The organism is Streptomyces sp. NPDC111744 (genome assembly GCF_055634995.1).
Genome location: NZ_JBVKCG010000022.1, coordinates 69,115 through 87,856 on the forward strand (window position 1 = coordinate 69,115; position 18,742 = coordinate 87,856).

The 18,742-nt window shown below is 68.9% G+C and carries 13 protein-coding genes and 2 pseudogenes; 9 read left to right on the plus strand and 6 right to left on the minus strand.

The features are described 5' to 3' along the window. Positions 1-9: 9 nt before the first annotated feature. The 4 genes from ACZ7OO_RS34980 to ACZ7OO_RS34995 all read right to left on the minus strand — a co-directional run bounded on the left by ACZ7OO_RS34980 (position 10) and on the right by ACZ7OO_RS34995 (position 5,357). Complete coding sequence (locus ACZ7OO_RS34980; protein WP_471511144.1) at positions 10-1,995, minus strand: hypothetical protein; 1,986 nt, start codon at positions 1,993-1,995, stop codon at positions 10-12. Continuing rightward, the gene (locus tag ACZ7OO_RS34985; protein WP_471511146.1) at positions 1,992-3,155 is read right to left on the minus strand and encodes a 5'-methylthioadenosine/S-adenosylhomocysteine nucleosidase family protein; all 1,164 of its coding nucleotides are present in this window, start codon (positions 3,153-3,155) and stop codon (positions 1,992-1,994) included. The genes ACZ7OO_RS34980 and ACZ7OO_RS34985 overlap by 4 nt, the downstream gene beginning before the upstream one ends. Beyond that, complete coding sequence (locus tag ACZ7OO_RS34990) at positions 3,156-3,899, minus strand: NUDIX hydrolase (RefSeq protein WP_471511148.1); 744 nt, start codon at positions 3,897-3,899, stop codon at positions 3,156-3,158. 669 nt (positions 3,900-4,568) lie between these two features. After that, positions 4,569-5,357 (minus strand): SAM-dependent methyltransferase, encoded by a 789-nt coding sequence (locus ACZ7OO_RS34995; protein ID WP_471511150.1) that lies wholly within the window; start codon positions 5,355-5,357, stop codon positions 4,569-4,571. A 140-nt stretch (positions 5,358-5,497) separates the two neighbouring features. Between ACZ7OO_RS34995 and ACZ7OO_RS35000 the strand changes: the two are divergent. The 4 genes and pseudogenes from ACZ7OO_RS35000 to ACZ7OO_RS35015 form a co-directional block, all read left to right on the plus strand. Beyond that, a pseudogene (locus ACZ7OO_RS35000) lies at positions 5,498-5,635 on the plus strand (dihydrofolate reductase family protein); the annotation flags it as partial. 413 nt (positions 5,636-6,048) lie between these two features. Beyond that, on the plus strand, positions 6,049-6,258 hold the full coding sequence (locus ACZ7OO_RS35005) for a hypothetical protein (protein WP_471511152.1): 210 nt from the start codon (positions 6,049-6,051) through the stop codon (positions 6,256-6,258). Between the two features lie 481 nt (positions 6,259-6,739). Continuing rightward, entirely contained in the window at positions 6,740-7,432 is a 693-nt protein-coding gene (locus ACZ7OO_RS35010) for a haloacid dehalogenase type II (RefSeq protein WP_471511154.1), read from the plus strand. A 35-nt stretch (positions 7,433-7,467) separates the two neighbouring features. After that, positions 7,468-7,683, plus strand: a pseudogene (locus tag ACZ7OO_RS35015) (phosphotransferase); the annotation flags it as partial. A 59-nt stretch (positions 7,684-7,742) separates the two neighbouring features. On the opposite strand, the gene ACZ7OO_RS35020 reads toward ACZ7OO_RS35015, so the two are convergent. Continuing rightward, positions 7,743-9,407 (minus strand): dolichyl-phosphate-mannose--protein mannosyltransferase, encoded by a 1,665-nt coding sequence (locus tag ACZ7OO_RS35020; protein WP_471511156.1) that lies wholly within the window; start codon positions 9,405-9,407, stop codon positions 7,743-7,745. 116 nt (positions 9,408-9,523) lie between these two features. After that, positions 9,524-10,519 carry a cytochrome c oxidase assembly protein gene (locus ACZ7OO_RS35025; RefSeq protein ID WP_471511158.1) on the minus strand — a complete coding sequence of 332 codons (996 nt, stop codon included), beginning with the start codon at positions 10,517-10,519 and terminating at the stop codon, positions 9,524-9,526. Positions 10,520-10,822: 303 nt separating this feature from the next. Between ACZ7OO_RS35025 and ACZ7OO_RS35030 the strand changes: the two genes are divergently transcribed. From ACZ7OO_RS35030 to ACZ7OO_RS35050, 5 genes are all read left to right on the plus strand, one after another. After that, complete coding sequence (locus ACZ7OO_RS35030; protein ID WP_471511160.1) at positions 10,823-11,347, plus strand: hypothetical protein; 525 nt, start codon at positions 10,823-10,825, stop codon at positions 11,345-11,347. 732 nt (positions 11,348-12,079) lie between these two features. Further along, positions 12,080-13,054 (plus strand): phosphate ABC transporter permease subunit PstC, encoded by a 975-nt coding sequence (pstC, locus tag ACZ7OO_RS35035; protein WP_352225021.1) that lies wholly within the window; start codon positions 12,080-12,082, stop codon positions 13,052-13,054. Positions 13,055-13,056: 2 nt separating this feature from the next. Further along, positions 13,057-14,397: a phosphate ABC transporter permease PstA gene (gene pstA / locus ACZ7OO_RS35040; RefSeq protein WP_471511162.1), complete on the plus strand. Its 1,341-nt coding sequence runs from the start codon at positions 13,057-13,059 to the stop codon at positions 14,395-14,397. Beyond that, positions 14,397-16,079, plus strand: coding sequence for a phosphate ABC transporter substrate-binding protein PstS (gene pstS, locus ACZ7OO_RS35045; protein ID WP_471511164.1), 1,683 nt, complete (start codon positions 14,397-14,399; stop codon positions 16,077-16,079). The genes pstA and pstS overlap by 1 nt, the downstream gene beginning before the upstream one ends. Beyond that, a complete protein-coding gene (locus tag ACZ7OO_RS35050) occupies positions 16,076-18,688 on the plus strand; it encodes a hypothetical protein (protein WP_471511166.1) in 2,613 nt (870 codons plus the stop codon). The genes pstS and ACZ7OO_RS35050 overlap by 4 nt, the downstream gene beginning before the upstream one ends. Positions 18,689-18,742: the final 54 nt, after the last annotated feature.

An 18,742-nucleotide genomic window follows, 5' to 3' on the forward strand; every position in this document is an offset into this window, starting at 1 on the left:
CCGGAAGACTCAGCCGACAGCATGGAAGGACGGCACGTTTTTGGGGTTGTTTCGTTCGATCCAAACCTTTCCGTCCGCCGCGATTCCCTCCAGAAGGCGGAAGGTGTGGATGAAACCAGCCGAATCGAGGTTGATTTCGGCGATTTCCTCGGCGTTCTCGTCCGGCGCAAGTTGATGGGTGTCGGCGTCTTTAACGCGAATGTTCCTGGCCGGTCCGTTGGTGAGGAAGAGCTCCAGGTCATAGCCGACCTCGCTGCGTTCCGTGACCTGCACGGAGGACAACGAGTCGAACCGGTAATTGCTTCGCTGCCGGTTCCCGCGTTTTGCATCGGTGAAATCGAATTCCGAGCTGACTTCACGAACGCCATCCTGTGTGAACAGGAAAAGACGGAAGCTGTAGCGCGAGTACCGCCAAGGACCGCCCTTCACACGCCCTCGCTTGTAGGGGCGCGCGGGTGTCACCAGGATGGTGTGGGTGATCACATCGCGCCAGGTGAGCTGGTAGTGGCGGAGTGCTTCGTCGACGAACAGCGTCTTGTCGCAGGCGAGCCAGGTCTCCATTTCCAGCTCGCTGGGTCGCGTGACGTCCAGGAACGACTTCCAGTTCTGGTACGCGGCTTGCCGCGCGGCCAGCTGCTCCTGGTATTCCTTGGTTTCCTCGGCCACTCGATGGTCCTCACCCCGGGCCTCCAGCCACGAGGACCCAGCCGCGCGTCCGGACCAAACCGCGCCGCCTACGGCCAGGACGGCCAGCAGCAGCTGCGACGCGCCGGCACCTGAGGCCACTGTTCCGAGCAGGGCCAGAGTCGTGAGGCCGAGAGCGCCGAGGGCGACCACGCACAGCGCCTTCGCCCCCGCCGACGTCTGGTTCTGGTGGTGATGATCGAACAGAGTACCCTTGCTGTGGCGGTCCCGGGCATCCTCGGCGAGATAGCGGATCAGCCAGTTGACCCGGTCCACGCTGATTCGGCTTTCGCGGTAGAGAACCGCGATCTCGGCGACGAGGCTGTTGCGGATGTGGACGGTATGACCGAGCCATTCGTGCGGGGCGAGTCCGTGGGGCACGCGGGTGCTGAAGTAGTGGTCGAACGAATGACGGACGTGGTTGGTGAACCCGTCCCCGGCAGAGGCGGGATCGCGCGGGTGCGGGATCTGGAACACACGATTCTTGGTCTTCAGCCGATGTTCTTGGAACCACCATCGGCGGCCGAAGTGAGCCGCCGTCAGGCCCGCACCGAGCGCCACCAGTACGTCGATGGCTGCCGCAGCCGGGTCTGCGACGAGGGCCAAGACGCAGAGGAATGCGGTGGCGACGACGAACAGGCCAGCTCGGACCGGGAGGGCCGTCTGGGCGGCAGCAGCGGTGCTCGGACGGGGCGGCAGGGCCCGTGGCCCGATGGGGTCGGGTTCGAAATAGGCCCAGACCCGTTGGACCCGGTCGTTGCCGAAGCGAGCCGCCTCGGCCCGCTCGCGGCGCTCGGCCCACAGGCTGTCCTTCAGCCCTCCGGTGAGCACCAGGTCGAAGTGGTGGAGGATCGTGTCACGCAGGCTGGGTGACAGGGCTCGCAACCGCTCCAGTACGCGTCCTGTTTCGCCGTCCGGGGTGCTGAGCATCTCCAGCAGTTCGAAAGCGACGCGCAGAGTGTCTTTCCACTCTCCCTCGGCATAGGTCCGTACGAGCCCGGAGGCGCGGTGCAGCCGCTGAAGCTCTTCGGTGCTGAGGTCGTCGTAGGCGCGTCCACTGAGCATGGCAAGCACCCAGTGGAAACGGACCTCCGCGTTGTCGTGTCCGTTGGCGATCGCGTCACTGATCAAGTCGCGAGCACGGCTGGGGACGCCATCCTCCAGGAACCGCACACCGACCTTGTACTTTTCCTGAGGCGACGCATCCTGGTGGCCGATGGAGACGTGGGCGTTGTGTACGACCCCGGCTTGCATTCCGACGGTGGAGCCGTAAGCGGCCGAATTGTGCGTGACACTGCTGCCGTCGTTCATGACAAGTCACCCGCCGCGACAACCAGTGGTGCCAGCCTGGCCACCAGCTCGGGAAACTCCGTGATCAGACCGCGTAACCTCTTGAGTGCCATGGTCGCCCTCTTGGACGCCTCGGGAGTGTTTTCCCTTGCTGCCCTGCGGGCAACGCCCAGCTCGGCCAGTGCCTCTCGGTAGGTGTCGTCGTCGAGGGCGCCCTCGGCGCGGTGAAGCTTCAAGGGCTCACGGAAACCGTCCAGTTCCGCGACCAGGTCCGCCGGACCGGTCACCTTCGGGTCCGCGTTCACGTAGACGCTGCTCTCCTTGACCGAGCCGGCCATGATGCCAACAGTGCTGTTATGGGCGGTGTTGCTGACGTGCTCTTTGAGTCTGTCGGCCGTATGGGCCTTCTCTGCCTGGGACATTGCGATCTGCTCCTGTTCTCCCACCAGTTCCACGGCCAGCCGTGTGGCGAATGCCGCCGCGTTCGCCGCGGCCCGTGGTTGCCAGTTACGGTCCTTCGCGCTGCTCTTCGTACCGTCCGCCCGGTCGCTGATTCCCCGGATGATGGCCACCGGTGCCCCGTTGAGATGACCGGCCTGAGCCACACCGGCGGCCTCCATCTCGATCGCGAGCGCGTCGTTGTAGTGCTGCCGGATCCACCGCGCCTCGGCCGAGATCGTCGAGTTCTGTACGACCTCACCGGCGGCGATCGCGCCGAAGCGCACCTGCGGCACGCGCCCATGATCGGGCGTGTCGTCGACCCAGTCGTTCACGCGAGCCAGATGCGAGCCGAGCTGGCTGATACCGTGCGCCGTCTCCCACACCCGGGGACGGGCCTTGAGCCCGTCGTCCTCGCTGGTCCCGCCGTGGTAGGCGTACACGTGTGTCGCCATCACCACGTCACCCAGCCTGGCGGTGTCCCACAGCGCACCGGCGACGCCGACGAACAACACGGCCACCGGCGAAAACTCCTGTATCGCGCGCTCAGCGATCACCGCGGCGGAATGATTCCCCTTATTCGTCAGACCGATCGCGACACAACATGAAGTGCCCTGCACGGTTCCCACCTCGAACCGCGTCCCACGCTCATGACGGTGTACCCGTGGACCGGCCAGTTTCCGGCGCACGGCCTCGTACTCGAGATTGAGGGCGGTGAGAATCACCACCACGTCTTTCGACATCTATTCCCCTTCCTCTCTCGTTTCCTCTTCCGTCCTGGACGGCACAGGTCGGATCAGTGGTGGGAACAACACCGTCTTCGGTCCGGCCCGATACAGCCGCGCGGGCCGTCCTCCCGTGGTCCTCCGTCCCGAGCCGGCGGGGATGATGAATCCCTTTACGGCCTGGACTTTCCGGTAGAAATTACGGGTGTCGAGCTCGGTGCCCCAAACCGCCTCGTACACCTGCTGCAACTCGACTATGGTGAAGCTTTCTCCGCAGAATGCCGTGGCCAGCGCCGTGAATTCGAGCTTGGTACGCGCGCGTTCGATTCCGTCGGTCGCGATCCGGCGGTGATCGAAGGCCAGTTCCACGTCACCGGACAGGACGGCTTCCGCGGGAATCCACGCAGCATCCATGGCGTCCGTTCCCGCGACCGGTTCAGGGAGTCCCGGCGCGATCGCCAAGTGGGCCACGGAAACGACTCGTCCCCGTGGATCACGGTCTGCGGCCCCATAGATGGCCAACTGTTCAAGATGCACCGTCCCGGCAACCAGAGCGGTTTCCTCACTCAACTCACGATGGGCGGCGTCCAGGATCTCCTCACCAGCGTGATTGAGGAATCCGCCGGGCAGAGCCAGCATGCCCTGAAAAGGATCTTCGCCCCGCTCCACGAGCAGGACACACAGTCGCCCCTCACGCAGCGTCAGGATCACGAGATCGACCGTCAGCAGCACGGGCGGGGGTGACCACACGTCAGCTTGCATGCCACTTACGGTACTTCAGTTCCTGTCACTTTGACAAGAATGGCGCCACGGAGGTTGCTGGTGCTGTATGGCGGAGACGCACCGAGCGGTCGACTCGTCGTCCGCTCCGCAGCCAGGCTTGGGCCCTCCAAGCGGCGCGGGAACGGGTACCTGCATTCCAGGAAGGTGTGGAGGGAAGCCTGAGCTGACAGTCGGGCGGACGGGGGTGTGTCCACGTCGGTCAGGCAGAAGAAGTCGATGTCCTCGCCCGCCGCCTAGCGGGACAGGCGGCGGTTGGACGTAGTTGAAGGGGAAGGCCAGCACAGTAGGCTTCGGCGCCTTCGCCAGGTCATGTCAGCCGCTCCAGCTCCCGAGCCCAGCCCAGCCCAGCCCACGAGCGACAGTCCCAGGGCACATCCAGGGCACATGAGCCCGGGAAACAGCGTTGACCCGTGAGAACTACGGAGATGGGTTTCCCCAGGTCAACGCACAGTCCCCTGTGAAACCCCAGGTCAGCGCCCTCCCACCTCCAATCGCTGCACGAGTGGCAGGACTTCAGCCATCGGCTGCATGAGGCGGGGCATCAGCCGTACTGCTTGGTGTGGCCCTGAGCTGGGGTTTCATGGCGTGTGCGCGGGGTTTTCGAACCCCGCCTTTTTCGGTGCCCGAAGCGGACGTCCACGCGCGGGTTCAGCGGATGCGGGCCACGCCCGCGTAGATACCGCTGCCCTCGGGGGCCGGGGCCGGGGTGGCGGGGAACCACTCCGTCGCCGTGACCAGGCCCGGTGACACGAGATCCATGCCCTCGAAGAACCGTTCCACTTCCGGGCGGGTACGGAAGGCGAGTCGGATGCCGCCCTTGGCGTACTCGGCGACGACCTGTTCGACAAGGTCCGGGAAGAGGTCGGATGCGGCGTGCGACAGGATCAGGTGGCTGCCCGAGGGCAGCGTGTCGACCAGGGCACGGACTATGCCGTGGGCGTCCTGCTCGTCACTGATGAAGTGCATCAGCGCGATGAGCGACAGCGCGACGGGGCGGTCGAAATCGAGGACGTGCCGGGCGTGCCGGACGATCGCCTCCGGGTCGCGCACATCCGCCTGGATGTAGTCGGTCGTCCCCTCGGGACGGCTGATCAGCAGCGCCTCCGCGTGCCGCAGTACGATCGGGTCGTTGTCGGTGTAGACGACCTTGGCCGACGGCACGACGTTCTGCACGATCTGGTGGAGATTCGGCTCGGTGGGAATTCCGGTGCCTATGTCCAGGAACTGGTCGACGCCCTGTCCGGCGAGCCACGCGGCGGCCCGGTGCATGAACTGACGGTTCTGCCGGGCGGCGTCCCTCGCCTCGGGCGGCAGCTTCTCACCGACCGCCTCGTCGACCGGGTAGTTGTCCTTGCCGCCGAGCAGCCAGTCGTAGACCCGCGCAGGGTGTGCCCTGCTGGTGTCGATCGACGCAGACGGCTGAGGATTGGTCGTCATGGCAACTCCATCGCGCCGGTGAGAAGTACAGAGCGAGTTCGCGGTGATCGTACTCGTCATCTCATCTGCCTTGGACAGAGGGCGACTTGAGCGGCGCAGGGCGCTGGCACGCCTGGTGCCGTAGCGAAGGAGGGCTTCTGATGCGCAGGGTGAACCATTCGATGGGCGTCTCGCTCGACGGCTACGTCGTCGAGCCGGACGGCGGCTTCGCGTGGACCGGGCCTGACGAGGAGGTCTTCCGCTTCGTCACCGACGAGATCCGGGAGGTCGGCGTCCACCGGTGCTCGCCCGGCGGCGTGTCGTCTTCCTGGTCGAGGCACCTGCCCGAGCGCCGGTGACCGAATCTGCACAGCGAATGCGCAACTGCGACGCCACGGCCCTGTCGGGGCGGAGTTGCCGTGTTCGGATCCGCTGCGTCAATACCTGTCAGCCTGCTGTGCCGCGCCTCATGTGGAGAAGCTGCCCCCAATCAGTGTGCACAACGACACGGATGAGTAGCCGGAGCGTTCAACTGCCCTGCCGTGGGCACCGATCGACTGGATGCCCGCCGCACTCCGTGATTTGATCCCTCGCGCTGCAGGGTTCGCGCCATCGCGTCCGGAAACGGATGGCGTATGCCTGCGGTCGCGGTCCGCCGTTTGTCCCCAACGGATCCGCTTCCCGAAACATCCATGCGAAGGGCAGTTTCCTCATGAACTCCGCTCCCCAGGTTCAGACCCTTGAGATCGCCGACGCCGAGCTCGACACCGTCTCCGGCGGCCTGAGCCCGCAGGTCGGCATCGTCGCCGGTCCCACGGCGATCACCAGCTCGGACGTCCTGGCTCAGCTCGACGCGGCCAAGGACGCCGCCCTGGGCGCCGTCGGTCAGTACCACCAGGTCGGCGTCACCCTCTCCTTCTGATCGCCCGGTCGGCGACCGTGCCGCCGGCCGACGACCACGACGACGAGCCCCCTACCGGCGGAGAGCCGCAGGTAGGGGGCTTGTTCGCCAGCTGACAAGCGAACCGGCGATCACGTTCCTCGTCGGCCGACAGCCGACCTCGCGAGGCCACCGGGAAAGCCGGTTGGGCCAAGTTTCCGCAGGTCAACGTACATTCGCCGAGAAACCCCAGGTCAGTACCCCGCCTCTCCCCCCCTTTTCAGTGCCGGGAGAGGCCGGCAGGCGGCCATTGAGGGCACAGGGGTTTCGCCGGGGGATCCGGCTCTCAACTGCCGTGCGGACCCGGCCCGCACGCTGGAACACCACCGCGGCCGAGAATCGGACGCCGGGCGGGTACTCGCAGCTTGATGGACGTCGTGTCTGACATCTGCGTACGGCTACCTCTGTATGCCGTACCCGGGTGGGACGGATACGGCATCGAGAGAGTGAAGCGGAGGAGAGCATGTCCGACGAGCGGCAGCACCAGGTCATCGTCTTCGACGTCAATGAGACGCTCAGCGATCTCGGCTCGCTGGGCAAACGCTTCGAGGAGATCGGTGTACCCGGGTATCTGATGCCGGGCTGGTTCGCCGGGGTGCTGCGGGACGGGTTCGCGCTGACGGCTGCCGGTGGGTACGCGGACTTCGCGGACGTCGCTCAGGACGGCATGCGGGCGGTGCTCTCCCAGCTGGACGACTGGTCGGGAGACGAGGAGGGCGCCGTCCAGCATGTGCTGGACGCCTTCGGCGAGCTGGACGTGCATCCTGATGTGCCCGACGGGGTGCGCAAGTTGAGCGATGCGGGCTACCGGCTGACGGCGATGACCAACGGCAGCGCAGACCTGACCGAGCGGCTGCTGGACAGGGCCGGAGTGCTGGACCGCTTCGAGGCCCTGTGGGACGTCCGGGGCCCCCGCTGCTGGAAACCCGCCCCGGCCGCCTACCACCACGCCGTCGAGCGAGCCGGCGTGCGGCCCGACCAGGCCGTACTGGTGGCCGTGCACCCCTGGGACATCGACGGAGCCCGGCGCGCCGGGTTGGCCGGCGCCTGGCTGCGGCGCGGCGCCTGCCTGTACCCGCAGACGATGACCCGGCCCAGCTACAGCGCCCGGGACCTGCGGGAACTTGCCGACGTGCTGACCGCCGGTCGATCGTGACGTCGCCGAGGAGATGGGGCCTTCGGGCCTCGCCCCTGCTGCCGGACGGCGCCGCCGACCGCTTCCTCGACGCCTACCGGCCGGCCCCGGACGCCGCGACCCTGCGCCGGGCCGGCGGCTGGGCCGTGCGGCAGGCACTCGGCGGCATCCTCATCGGCAACGCCGGCGTCCACGGCCTCCCCGGCGGCAAGCCAACCTGGGGCCCGCCGGCCCGCGCCGCCCTACGGCGACTCGCCGCAACGGCCCGCTGAGGGAGCGGGGCGAGCAGGCCGGCCGCACCGTAGCGCCCGGGCCGTTCGACCTCCCGCTCTCAGATCCAGCTGTCGAGCCACATCCTGGCCTGCCAGCCGGAGTACGGAATGGTCTGCCCGGTGTAGATGGGGAAGAAGTAGATGAAGTTCCAGGCGATGAGCAGGACCAGTACGCCCGCGGCCACCGCGCCCGTCTGCCGGCGCCGCTCCGTCGCGCCCGGCGGCCCCAGCATGGCTCCGATCATCATCGTCACGGCCAGGCACAGGTACGGCACGAAGACGACCGCGTAGAAGGAGAAGACCGTACGGTCCTGGTACAGGAACCACGGCAGATAGCCGGCGCCCACCGCGCACAGGACGGCGCCGGCCCGCCAGTCGCGGCGCAGGGCCCAGCGGTAGAGCAGATAGACCAGGGCGCAGCACGCGGCCCACCACAGGAGCGGGGTGCCCAGGGCGAGGACCGTCCGGGTGCACGCGGAGCCCGTGTGACAGCCGTCCTCACCGGGTTGCGGCGAGTCGTAGGAGAACAGCACGGGGCGGCCGAGGACCAGCCAACTCCAGGGATTGGACTGGTACTTGTGGGGAGTGTGCAGCCCCACGTTGAACTGGTACACCAGGTACTCGTAGTGCCACAGGCTGCGCAGCGGGGCCGGGATCCACGACCAGGTGCCGCCGCGTCCGTCCGCCCAGTGGCGTCCCCAGCCGTCGTCGGACAGGAACCAGCCGGTCCAGGTCACCAGATACGTCACGACGGCGACCGGTGCGAGGGAGAGCAGCGACGGGCCGAGGTCCCTGCGCAGCACCGCGCGGTACGGGTGGCGCGCCCCGGTCACCCGGCGCGCGCCGACGTCCCACAGCATGGTCAGGACCATGAAGAAGGCCAGGAAGTACAGGCCGTTCCATTTGGTCGACGCCGCCAGGCCCAGGAAGAGACCCGCCGCGAGCCGCCAGGGCCGCCATCCCGTCCCTGTACGGTCACCGGTGTCGCCGTCCGGTCGTATCCGGCCGTCCGCGCCGATCGGGAGGGCCGCCGCGAGCCGGGCACGCGCGTGGTCCCGGTCGATAAGCAGGCATCCGAACGCCGCCAGGGCGAAGACCATCACCACGAGGTCCAGCAGCGCGGTACGGCTCATCACGACGTGCAGGCCGTCCACCGCCAGCAGTGCGCCGGCCAGGCAGCCCAGGAAGGTGGACCGGAACAGCCGGCGTCCGATGCGGCACAGCATCAGCACCGAGACGGTGCCCAGGAGCGCCGTCATGAAGCGCCAGCCGAACGGGGTGAGGCCGAACAGCCCCTCGCCGAGAGCGATCACCATCTTGCCCGCCGGCGGGTGCGCGACGAAGGACCCGGCGTCGGAGAGCGGGATCACCTGCGGGTGCGCGAGTATCTGCGGGTCGGCGATCTTACGGTCCGGCCAGGTGCCCTCGTAGCCGAGGTGCAGCAGCGACCAGGCGTCCTTGGCGTAGTAGGTCTCGTCGAAGACGACCTCCCGCGGCCGGCCGAGCCGCCAGAACCGGATCGCCCCCGCCAGCACGGCGACCAGCACCGGCCCCAGCCAGTCCATCACCCTCGCGACGCGGCCCACCGCCGCGGGCGCGAGCCCGACAAGCGCCCACAGCCGGGGGGACGGTTCCGGAAACGGCGGGACAAGTCGCTCCCGGACATCGGCATGGGGACTCCCGGGAGCCCGCCCCGCGATCCGGCGAGCCCGGAGGCGTTCCATCGCGTCCATTTCATCGAGCAACTGAGCCACGTCAGTTGGACGCGTTTTCCCCAACCGGGGTTGCAGTTCCGGGCGCCTTCGGTGTCACTCCTGCATCAGAGTCACTCGCACCGCGGTCACTCCTCGCCGTGCTCGCCGTGCTGGCGGCGGATTCTGGCGGCCACCTCGTTCTTCTCCGTCTCCCACCAGGGGCGGACCCGGTCGGCGGGCGGGGCAGACGGTGCAGACGGGGTGGGGCCGGGGGCGGGGATCATGGCGGCCAGCTGCTCGTCGAGGTGGCGGTCCAGCGCCGCCGTCTGCACCCGTTCCGCCCGCGCCCACTGGAACAGGATCGTCAGCAGGAACGGCACCGCGACCAGCTCGGCGATGCTCAGCATCGCGCCGCCGCCGATCTGCTGGTCGTGCCGGACGTCCGGGGACCAGGACGGATGGTGGTGCAGATACCAGGCGCCGGCGATCAGCGTGCCGTGCGTCATGACGACCACGCCAGGGATCGCGTCGATCACACCGTCCAGGAAGACCAGGGCCGCCCGGACCGGGTGGGTGCACCAGGCGGGGAGCGTCTCCTCCCGGGTCAGCACCGGTACGACGAACAGACAGCCCGCCGCCAGCAGGTGCAGATACATCAGCTCGTGCAGCCAGCCCACCCGCAGCGCGGTACCGAAGTACGGGGTGAAGTAGATGGTCAGCTCGGTGGTGAGCACCAGCGCCGTACTGACCAGGGGGAACGTCAGGAGGCGGATCACGCGGCCGGTCATCGTGCGGCGGAGCCGTGCCGCCGCCGGCTCCGGCAGCGCCTCCGCCGCGAGCCGGAGCGGGTCGCCCAGCGCCAGGCCGAGGGGCGCGACGAGGTCGAGCAGGATGTTCTGGACGGCAGCCGGCCAGAACAGCACATGGTCGTAGACGGCGAGGGCCGACATCGTCGCCACCACCAGCGCGCCCAGGCCCAGGAACACGAAGGCGGCGGTGCGGACCGGTGACCAGGGCTCGCCCTTGGCGCGTAGCCACAGCACGCCCCAGCCGTACAGCCCGCCCAGAACCACGACCAGCAGCAGCGCCGATACGTCCAGCTGCCACGACGTCAGCAGCCGGCCCGCGGTCAGCTCGGCCATCCCGCTCACCCTCCTTGGGTCCTTCGGTCCGGGACGAAACGGGTCAGGCCAGACCCACTGCGCGACGCTATACCCGGCCGGCCCGGCCCCTGCACCGGGGTTGCGTGCGACACGCCTGTTTCGTGGCGCCTGCGTCACAGTTCCGTGCCGGGCCCGAGGTGATCCTTGTTCACTTTCGTCGGATCGTGCCTAGGGTGATCACCGCGGTTTACGGATCTTGACCGGGTCCGACTCCGCAGGGACTTGTTTCACGCACTGGGGGGCGTCTTCATCATGGGGGAACGATCAGTCATGCCTCGGCGTGTGCCGACGCGGCCCGTCGCCGCTGTTCTGGCCGCCGTCGGGGTCGTTGCCGGGGTGCTGGTCGGCAGACCGGGGCTGGAGTCGGTGGCGGGGTGCGGGATGTCGGGGGACTTCTATCCGTCGCAGACCGCGAAGGACTGGGTCTCGTACGCCGACCATGTCGTCGTCGCCAGCCCGACCCGGGAGCAGGAGACCAACCGGCGGAACTACGGCAAGGGGGCGATCGCGTATGCGATGGACCGGCTGGTGAGTTTCCGCACCGACAGCCGGCTGTGGTCCCGCACCTCACCGCGGCACGCCATCGGGTCGGACTTCGACGTGGTCGCCCCCGGCTGGGAGGTCTACCGGTCCAGCGGCACCCGCGTCGCGCAGATGGCCACCGACGCGCCCCGGCTCCAGGTCGGCCACACCTATCTGCTCGCCGTGCGATGGCGCGAGGGCGCCTGGGTGGTCCTCGGCGAGGGCGGGGCCGTGCCCTCGACGACCACATCGGCGACCAGGGCGAGTGGTGCGGACGTGTACTGAGCAAGGAGGACGTCGCCGAGGGTGAACGGTTCTCCCGGCATGACGACCACAGCATGGAGAAGGCGCTGCTCGGCCAGAACGAGCAGGCCGTCAGGCGCGCCCTCGACGGCGCAAGCCGCGACTGAACCGGGAAGACGGCCGACCCACACGGCCCGACCACGGCCGCACCACCGAACCGGCCTCGCCGGGCCGACCACCGAACCGACCTCGCGCGACCCGCGCCCGAACCAGCCGCACCCGACCCGACCACGCCCGAACCAGCCGCACCCGACCCGCGACCACGAGCGGGCCCACCACCGAACCGACCACGACCGGCCCAACCATGAGCGGCCCCGCTCTTGGACGAACCAGCTCGCCCGGCTCCTGGCTCAACTCGCTCCCCGCCCGTGGCCGGACTCCTGCGCCCGGACCGCGGCTCAACTCATTGATCCAGCACGTGCCTTGGTTCACCCGTCACCCGGCCGCAGCCTCCGCGCCCGGCCCCTGGCCGAACTCACCCCGCTCACAGACCACTTCGCACCTGCTCACAGGCACCCACACCTCCCCCACCCAAATGGCATGAATAGTTCACCTGCTCTCCACGTACGACGCGTTGGTGCGCAAGGAACCGGCCATTGACTCTCCCCGCGCGGCACCCCATACGGGGCCGTGTAGGGGAGAACCGTTTCCGTATAGGGGGGCACAGTGGTGTCCGCGATCGAGGGTTCCGCCGGGGCGGAATCCGAAAGACCCGTGCCCAGGCGGCTGTCCGCCGCCCGAGGGCTCGGGGACCGGATGTTCCGGTACCAGTTGACGGCCACGGGTGGCATCGTCCTCGCCATCATGGCCGCCGTAGGGCTGTTCCTGCTGCTCCGGGCCGGGCAGGCGCTCCGGGCCAGAGGCGTGTGGGCCTTCCTCACGACCGCCGAGTGGCAACCGGACGTGCACAGGTTCGGCATCGCGGCCGTGCTCACCGGCACGCTGCTCATCGCCGCCGTCGCCGTCACCATCAGCGTGCCGCTGGCCCTCGGCACCGCCCTGTTCATCTCGGACGTAGCGCCCCGGCCACTGCGCCGCACGCTCGTCACGATGGTGGACCTGATGGCCGCCGTACCGTCCGTGGTCTACGGCCTGTGGGGGCTGTTCTTCCTCCAGCAGCATGTGATCGGGTTGTCCCGCTGGCTGTCGGACTGGTTCGGGTGGATCCCGTTCCTGCACGTCGACGGCACCCAGCCGGGGGAACCTCTCGCCTCGCAGAGCGTCTACACCGCCTCCACCTTCGTGGCCGGAATCGTCGTCGCCCTGATGGTCGCGCCGATCCAGTGCTCGGTGATGCGCGAGGTCTTCGCTCAGGCGCCGGCCGGTGAACGCGAGGGCGCCTACGCGCTCGGCGCCACCCGCTGGGGCATGATCCGCTCGGTCGTACTGCCGTACGGCATGGGCGGGATCATCGGCGGCACCATGCTGGGCCTCGGCCGGGCGCTCGGCGAGACCATCGCGGTCTACCTGATCATCTCCCCGGTCTTCGCCATCCAGCCGCACATCCTGCAGACCGGCTCCAACTCGGTCTCCTCCCTCATCGCCCTGCACTACGGCGATGCCTCCACCTTCGGCATGTCGGCGCTGATGGCCGCGGGCCTGGCGCTGTTCCTGCTCACCCTGGCGGTCAACTTCACCGCCTCCTCGATCGTGGCCCGGTCACGGTCCGGCGCGCAGAGCGAGGCGTGACGATGACCGTCGTAGACCTTGAGAAGAACGTCCCGCAGGACGCCCCCCGGGACGTCCCCGCGGACGGCACCGCGAACGACATCGTCGCCGAACTCCCGGACATACCGCGCCGGATCGGCGGGCTCACCCGCTCCGGGGTGCTGTCGCTGCTCGGCGCCGCCGCCTCCGGGCTGTGCACCGCCGTCCTGCTCTTCGGTGAACTCGCCCCGTTCTCCGGGGCACTGGGGTTCTTCGTCACCGCCTACCTTTCATTCCTTGGTATCTACGCGGTGTTGACAGGCCTTGAGGAGGACGGGCAGGCCGTACGGGACCGGGTGATGACCATCGTCCTGTGGACCGCGGGCGGGCTGATGTTCTGCGCGCTCACGATGGTCGTCGGTTTCACCGCCTGGCGCGGCCGGGAGGCCCTGCCGCACGGCAACTTCTTCACCCAGGACATGCAGGCGGCGGGCCCCCTCGACCCGCTGACCCACGGCGGCATCGCGCACGCCATGCTCGGCACGCTCATCATGATCACCATCGCGCTGGCGATCACGGTCCCGCTGGGCCTGGCCTGTGCGGTGTACCTCAACCAGATCCGCGGCCGCTTCTCCCGGTTCGTCCGGACGATCGTCGAGGCGATGACCGCGCTGCCGTCGATCGTGGCCGGCCTGATGGTGTACGCGGTCTGGATCCTCGGCCTCGGCATGCAGAAGTCGGGCCTGGCGGCGGGCTTCGCGATCAGCGTGATGATGCTGCCGATCGTGATCCGCGCGGCGGACGTGGTGCTGCGCCTGGTGCCGGGCACGCTGACGGAGGCGTCGGAAGCCCTCGGCGCCCCGCGCTGGCGGACGGTGTGGCACGTGGTCCTGCCCACCGCCCGCTCGGGCCTCGCCACCGCCGTCATCCTCGGCACGGCCCGGGGCATCGGCGAGACCTCCCCGGTCCTGCTCACAGCGGGCTTCACGGCGGCGCTCAACGCCGACCCGACCCAAGGCCCGATGGTCTCCCTCCCTCTGGCCGTCTTCAACTTCGTCAAGTCCCCCGAGCCGACGATGATCGCCCGCGGCTTCGGCTCGGCGGCGGTCCTGATGGCGCTGGTCCTGGTGCTCTTCGCGATCGCCCGGGTGATCGGTGGCCGCGGCCCCGGCCACCAGAACAAGCGGCAGGCGAGAAGGGCGGCCCGAGCATCCCGCCGGGATGCTTCGAGATACGCCGAACTGCGGGCACCGGGGCTCCAGCTCTTCAACACCGGTGACAGCGACTCCCTTCCTGGGGGCGCGGGGAACGTCGCGACCAGCCCCCACGCACCCGCACCCGACGACGAATCCGATCTCAGCGGCACCACAGGAGACGCAAACTGATGTCCAGCCAAGTCATCAACGCCCTAAGACGGCTGGGCATCCTGGCCGCACTGCTCGGCATCATCGGCACCCTCGCCGGTACCCCCGCCGCCGTCGCCGACAGTTACACGCCCATCGCCGGCGCCGGCTCCACCTGGGCCGAGAACGCCGTCGACGAATGGCGTCGCGCGGTCAACCAGTACGGCATGCGGATCAGCTACGCCGGCACCGGTTCGTCGGACGGCCGCCGCCAGTTCCTCTCCGGCACCGTCGACTTCGCCGTCTCCGACATCCCGTTCCAGACGAACCCCACCGACGGCAGCGCCGCCGAACGCCCCGCGAGCGGCTCCTACGCCTACATGCCGATCGTCGCCGGCGGCACCGTCTTCATGTACCACCTCACCGTCAACGGCAAGCGGGTCACCAACCTCCGCCTCTCCGGGGACGTGGTCACCAAGATCTTCACCGGGGCCATCAAGACCTGGGACGACCCGGTCATCAAGGCCGACAACCCCGGCCTCCAGCTCCCGCACCGCACGATCGTCCCGGTGGTCCGCTCCGACGGCTCCGGCTCGACCGCCCAGTTCACGATGTGGATGGCGAACCAGCACAAGTCGCTGTGGAACGCCTACTGCGCCAGGGTCGGCCGCTCGGGAGCGTGCGGGCAGACGTCGTACTACCCGACCGTCTCCGGCATGATCGCCCAGTCCGGTGACCTCGGTGTCGCCGGTTACGTCGCCCAGAACTACGGCGAGGGCGCGATCGGGTACGTCAACTACTCGTACGCGCTCAACGCGCACTACCCGGTCGCCAAGGTCCTGAACCACGCGGGCTACTACACCGAGCCCACCCCGCAGAACGTGGCGGTCTCGCTCCTCAAGGCGAAGATCAACACCAACAAGAACTCGTCGGACTACCTCACCCAGCAGCTCGACGGCGTCTACAACGACTCCGACAGGCGCAACTACCCTCTGTCCAGCTACTCGTACATGATCCTGCCGCTGAAGGTGCAGGGCACCTTCACCAAGGACAAGGGCAAGACACTCGGCGCCTTCTCCTACTACTTCATGTGCCAAGGGCAGCAACAGGCTCCAAAACTCGGCTACTCGCCACTGCCGATCAACCTCGTCCAGGCCGGCTTCGACCAGATCCGCCGGATCCCGGGTGTGAAGACGCAGAACATCAACATCAAGAACTGCAACAACCCGACCTTCACCACCAGCGGCCAGAACAGGCTGGCGCAGACCGCGCCCTATCCGGCCGCCTGTGACAAGAAGGGCGCCGCGCCCTGCACCACGGGCACCGGCGGCACCAAGGCCGGCTCCGGCAACAACAGCGGCAGCACCTCCGGCGGCAACGCCGGCACCAGCTCCGGCGGCGCGACCGGCACGGGCGCCGACAGCGGCGGCTCCTCCGGAGGAAGCAGTGCCACGCCCTCCGTCGACCCCGACACCGGCCAGACCCTCTCCCCGGACGGCACCGGCTCCGGCGGCACCGGCTCCAGCGCCGGTACGACCGCCGGTGGCACCGTCGCCCTCGCCCAGCCGGTCACCGTGGCCACCGCGCACGGCTGGACCGGCACCCAGACGCTGATGCTGCTCGCCGCGGTCCTGGTCTTCGGCCTGCTCCTGCTGCCCTCGCTGGTCTCCCGGCTGGTCGGCAGCAAGGGCAACGGCCGTTCAGGTGACGGGAGTTCACGATGAGACGGCGGATCAAAAACGTTCTCGTCCGGCTCCTCGCCGGCGCCACAGTCGGCGCCCTCGCCGGTCTCGCCGTGGCCCAGGCCGCCCCCACCGCCAGCGCGGCCACCGACAGCGCGGTGACGGTCTCGGGGCGCGGTGAGTTCAAGGACATGAAGTTCACGGTCAGCCAGACCAGCCACCTCACCAGCCAGGCCGTCACGGTCAGCTGGACCGGCGGTACGCCGACCACCTTCGCGGGCACCCAGTTCAACACGGACTTCGTGCAGATCATGCAGTGCTGGGGCGACGACGACGGGACGGTCCCGTCGAATCCCGGTCCGGCGCGGACCCAGTGCCAGTACGGTGCCTCGCCGACCACCGGTCGCACCAGCTGGCCCGGCAACGGCCAGGACGACACCCGGCAGGTGTTCTACAACGCCGACCCCACCAACTACGGCCAGGACAACCGGTACGGCGCCGCCAACCCGAACGCCGGCGGCGAGGTCCCCTTCAAGTCGGTCGACGGCACCACGATCACCACGAACACCCAGAACAACGCCTTCTACAGCTACAACACCACCAACGAGATCGACTTCGCCCGCACCGGCGCCAGCGGCACCGGCAAGGAGTTCTTCGAGGTCCAGACCGCCAACGAGGCACCCCACCTGGGCTGTGGTGTCCCCGTCACCACCAACGGCGTGACCAAGCCCCGCTCCTGCTGGCTGGTGATCGTCCCGCAGGGCCACCTGGACCTGGACGGCAAGCCGTACGCGGACAAGAGCCAGGTCAACGCGGGCTCCCCGGTCTCCTCCACCAACTGGAAGAACCGGATCGCGGTCAAGCTGGACTTCAACAGCGTCGGCAACAACTGCGCCCTCGGCGCCGACGAACGCCCCACCACCGGCAGCGAGCTGGCGGCGGACGCGATGACCAGCTGGCAGGCCCAGCTCTGCTCGGTCGGCAAGGTGTACAGCTACACCGAACTCGGCGAGCCGGACACCCGGTCCCGGCTGATCGCGGACGGTTCCTCCGGACTCGCGTTCACCACCCGGAAACTGGGGGCGGATCCGGCCGCGCCGGCACCGTCGGGTACGACCACGTACGCGCCGGTCGCGCTCTCCGGAGCGGTCATCGGGTTCACGATCGAACGCAGATCCTCGTCCGACGCACCCAAGTCCGAACAGAAACTCGACGGCACCAAGGTCGAGTCCATCAAGCTGAACCCCCGCCTGGTCGCCAAGCTGCTCACCGAGTCGTACCGCAGCTCCACCTGGGGTTCGGTCATCAGCGGCACGGCGGCCAAGGGATACGGCTGGGCGCGGAAGAACCCGTCCGGGCTCGCCACGGACCCGGAGTTCCTGGCGCTGAACCCGGAGTTCGCGTACCTGTCGATCGCCGAGACCCCGGCCACCGACACCGACCTGCTGACCTCGCTCGGCCACTCCGACACCGCCCGCGCGATCTGGCAGTGGATCTACGCCGACAAGGACGCCCGGCGGTTCCTCGCCGGTGTCCCCGACGACGACGGCATGCGGGTCAATCCGTACTACAGCACCAACGCGGATCTGAACCCGCTCGGCATCGCCTTCGACCCGTCGAACACCGACGAGTACCCGAAGAGCGACCCGTGGTGCACGGTCCCGCCCGGCTCGGACGCACCGTCCACGAACAAGCAGTGCATGATCGACTTCCACCCCTATGTGGGGGACATGCACGCCGGCGCCCTGCACGCCCGCCGCGCGGACGTCCTGTGGAAGTCCACGTGGGACGCACTGGCCACCCCGCCCACGTACAAGACCTCCGGCCCGCAGATCGTCGGTTCGCGCTTCGTCATCACCATCACTGACACCGCCTCGGCCGCCCGCTACGGCCTCCAGACGGCCGAGCTGAAGAACTCCGCGGGCAAGTACGTGGCCCCGACCACGGCCGGCCTGACCGCGGCCGCCGCGACCGCCACCGGCTCCGGCGTCGCCGAGATCACCCCGGCGAACGTTACGGCGAAGGACGCCTACCCGCTGGCCGAGCTGGTGTACGCGGCGGTCCGGCCCGGCAAGGTGAGCAAGGCCGCCCGCCTGGACTACGCGGCACTGCTGCGCTACGCCTCCGCCACCGGCCAGACGCCGGGCGCCGACCCGGGCAAGCTGCCCGACGGGTACGCCCCGCTCTCCAAGAAGCTGCGCGCCCAGACCGTCAAGGCGGCCGACGCACTCGTCGACTACACCGGCCCGACCTCCACCGGCGGCGGCTCGGCCGACGGCGGCGGCACCGACACCTCGGGCGGCGCCCCTTCCGGCACCGACGCGGTCGCCGGCGGCACCACCGGCGGCGCCGGCACGGGCACGCCGGCCGGCGGTTCCAGCGCCATGCCGAGCCCCAAGGCGTCCTTCGACGGCGGCAAGGCGCTGGAGACCACCGCCGCCGGCAACACCCCGGCCGACCCGGCCAACCCGCTGCGGTACGCCGTCCCGGTCGGGGCCGCGCTCGGCGCGGTCGCCGGAGTCGGCGCGCCCTTCGCTGGCGGCAACCGGCTGCGGCTGCCCCTGCGCCTCCCGCTGCCCGGCGGGCGGACCGTGACCGTCGTACCCGAACTACCGGAGCTGTCACGGCGACTGCGCCGACTGCTCCCGTAGCACCCGAGCGCCTCGCGCGCTCCCCACAGACGGCCGCCCGCCCCGAAAGGCAGT

What these genes read in the sequence shown, in the direction of transcription:
- ACZ7OO_RS34980 (WP_471511144.1), bottom strand. Translation starts at nt 1,995, where the DNA reads ATGAACGACGGCAGCAGTGTCACGCACAATTCGGCCGCTTACGGCTCC.
- ACZ7OO_RS34985 (WP_471511146.1), bottom strand. Translation starts at nt 3,155, where the DNA reads ATGTCGAAAGACGTGGTGGTGATTCTCACCGCCCTCAATCTCGAGTAC.
- ACZ7OO_RS34990 (WP_471511148.1), bottom strand. Translation starts at nt 3,899, where the DNA reads ATGCAAGCTGACGTGTGGTCACCCCCGCCCGTGCTGCTGACGGTCGAT.
- ACZ7OO_RS34995 (WP_471511150.1), bottom strand. Translation starts at nt 5,357, where the DNA reads ATGACGACCAATCCTCAGCCGTCTGCGTCGATCGACACCAGCAGGGCA.
- ACZ7OO_RS35005 (WP_471511152.1), top strand. Translation starts at nt 6,049, where the DNA reads ATGAACTCCGCTCCCCAGGTTCAGACCCTTGAGATCGCCGACGCCGAG.
- ACZ7OO_RS35010 (WP_471511154.1), top strand. Translation starts at nt 6,740, where the DNA reads ATGTCCGACGAGCGGCAGCACCAGGTCATCGTCTTCGACGTCAATGAG.
- ACZ7OO_RS35020 (WP_471511156.1), bottom strand. Translation starts at nt 9,407, where the DNA reads ATGGAACGCCTCCGGGCTCGCCGGATCGCGGGGCGGGCTCCCGGGAGT.
- ACZ7OO_RS35025 (WP_471511158.1), bottom strand. Translation starts at nt 10,519, where the DNA reads ATGGCCGAGCTGACCGCGGGCCGGCTGCTGACGTCGTGGCAGCTGGAC.
- pstA (WP_471511162.1), top strand. Translation starts at nt 13,057, where the DNA reads ATGACCGTCGTAGACCTTGAGAAGAACGTCCCGCAGGACGCCCCCCGG.
- pstS (WP_471511164.1), top strand. Translation starts at nt 14,397, where the DNA reads ATGTCCAGCCAAGTCATCAACGCCCTAAGACGGCTGGGCATCCTGGCC.
- ACZ7OO_RS35050 (WP_471511166.1), top strand. Translation starts at nt 16,076, where the DNA reads ATGAGACGGCGGATCAAAAACGTTCTCGTCCGGCTCCTCGCCGGCGCC.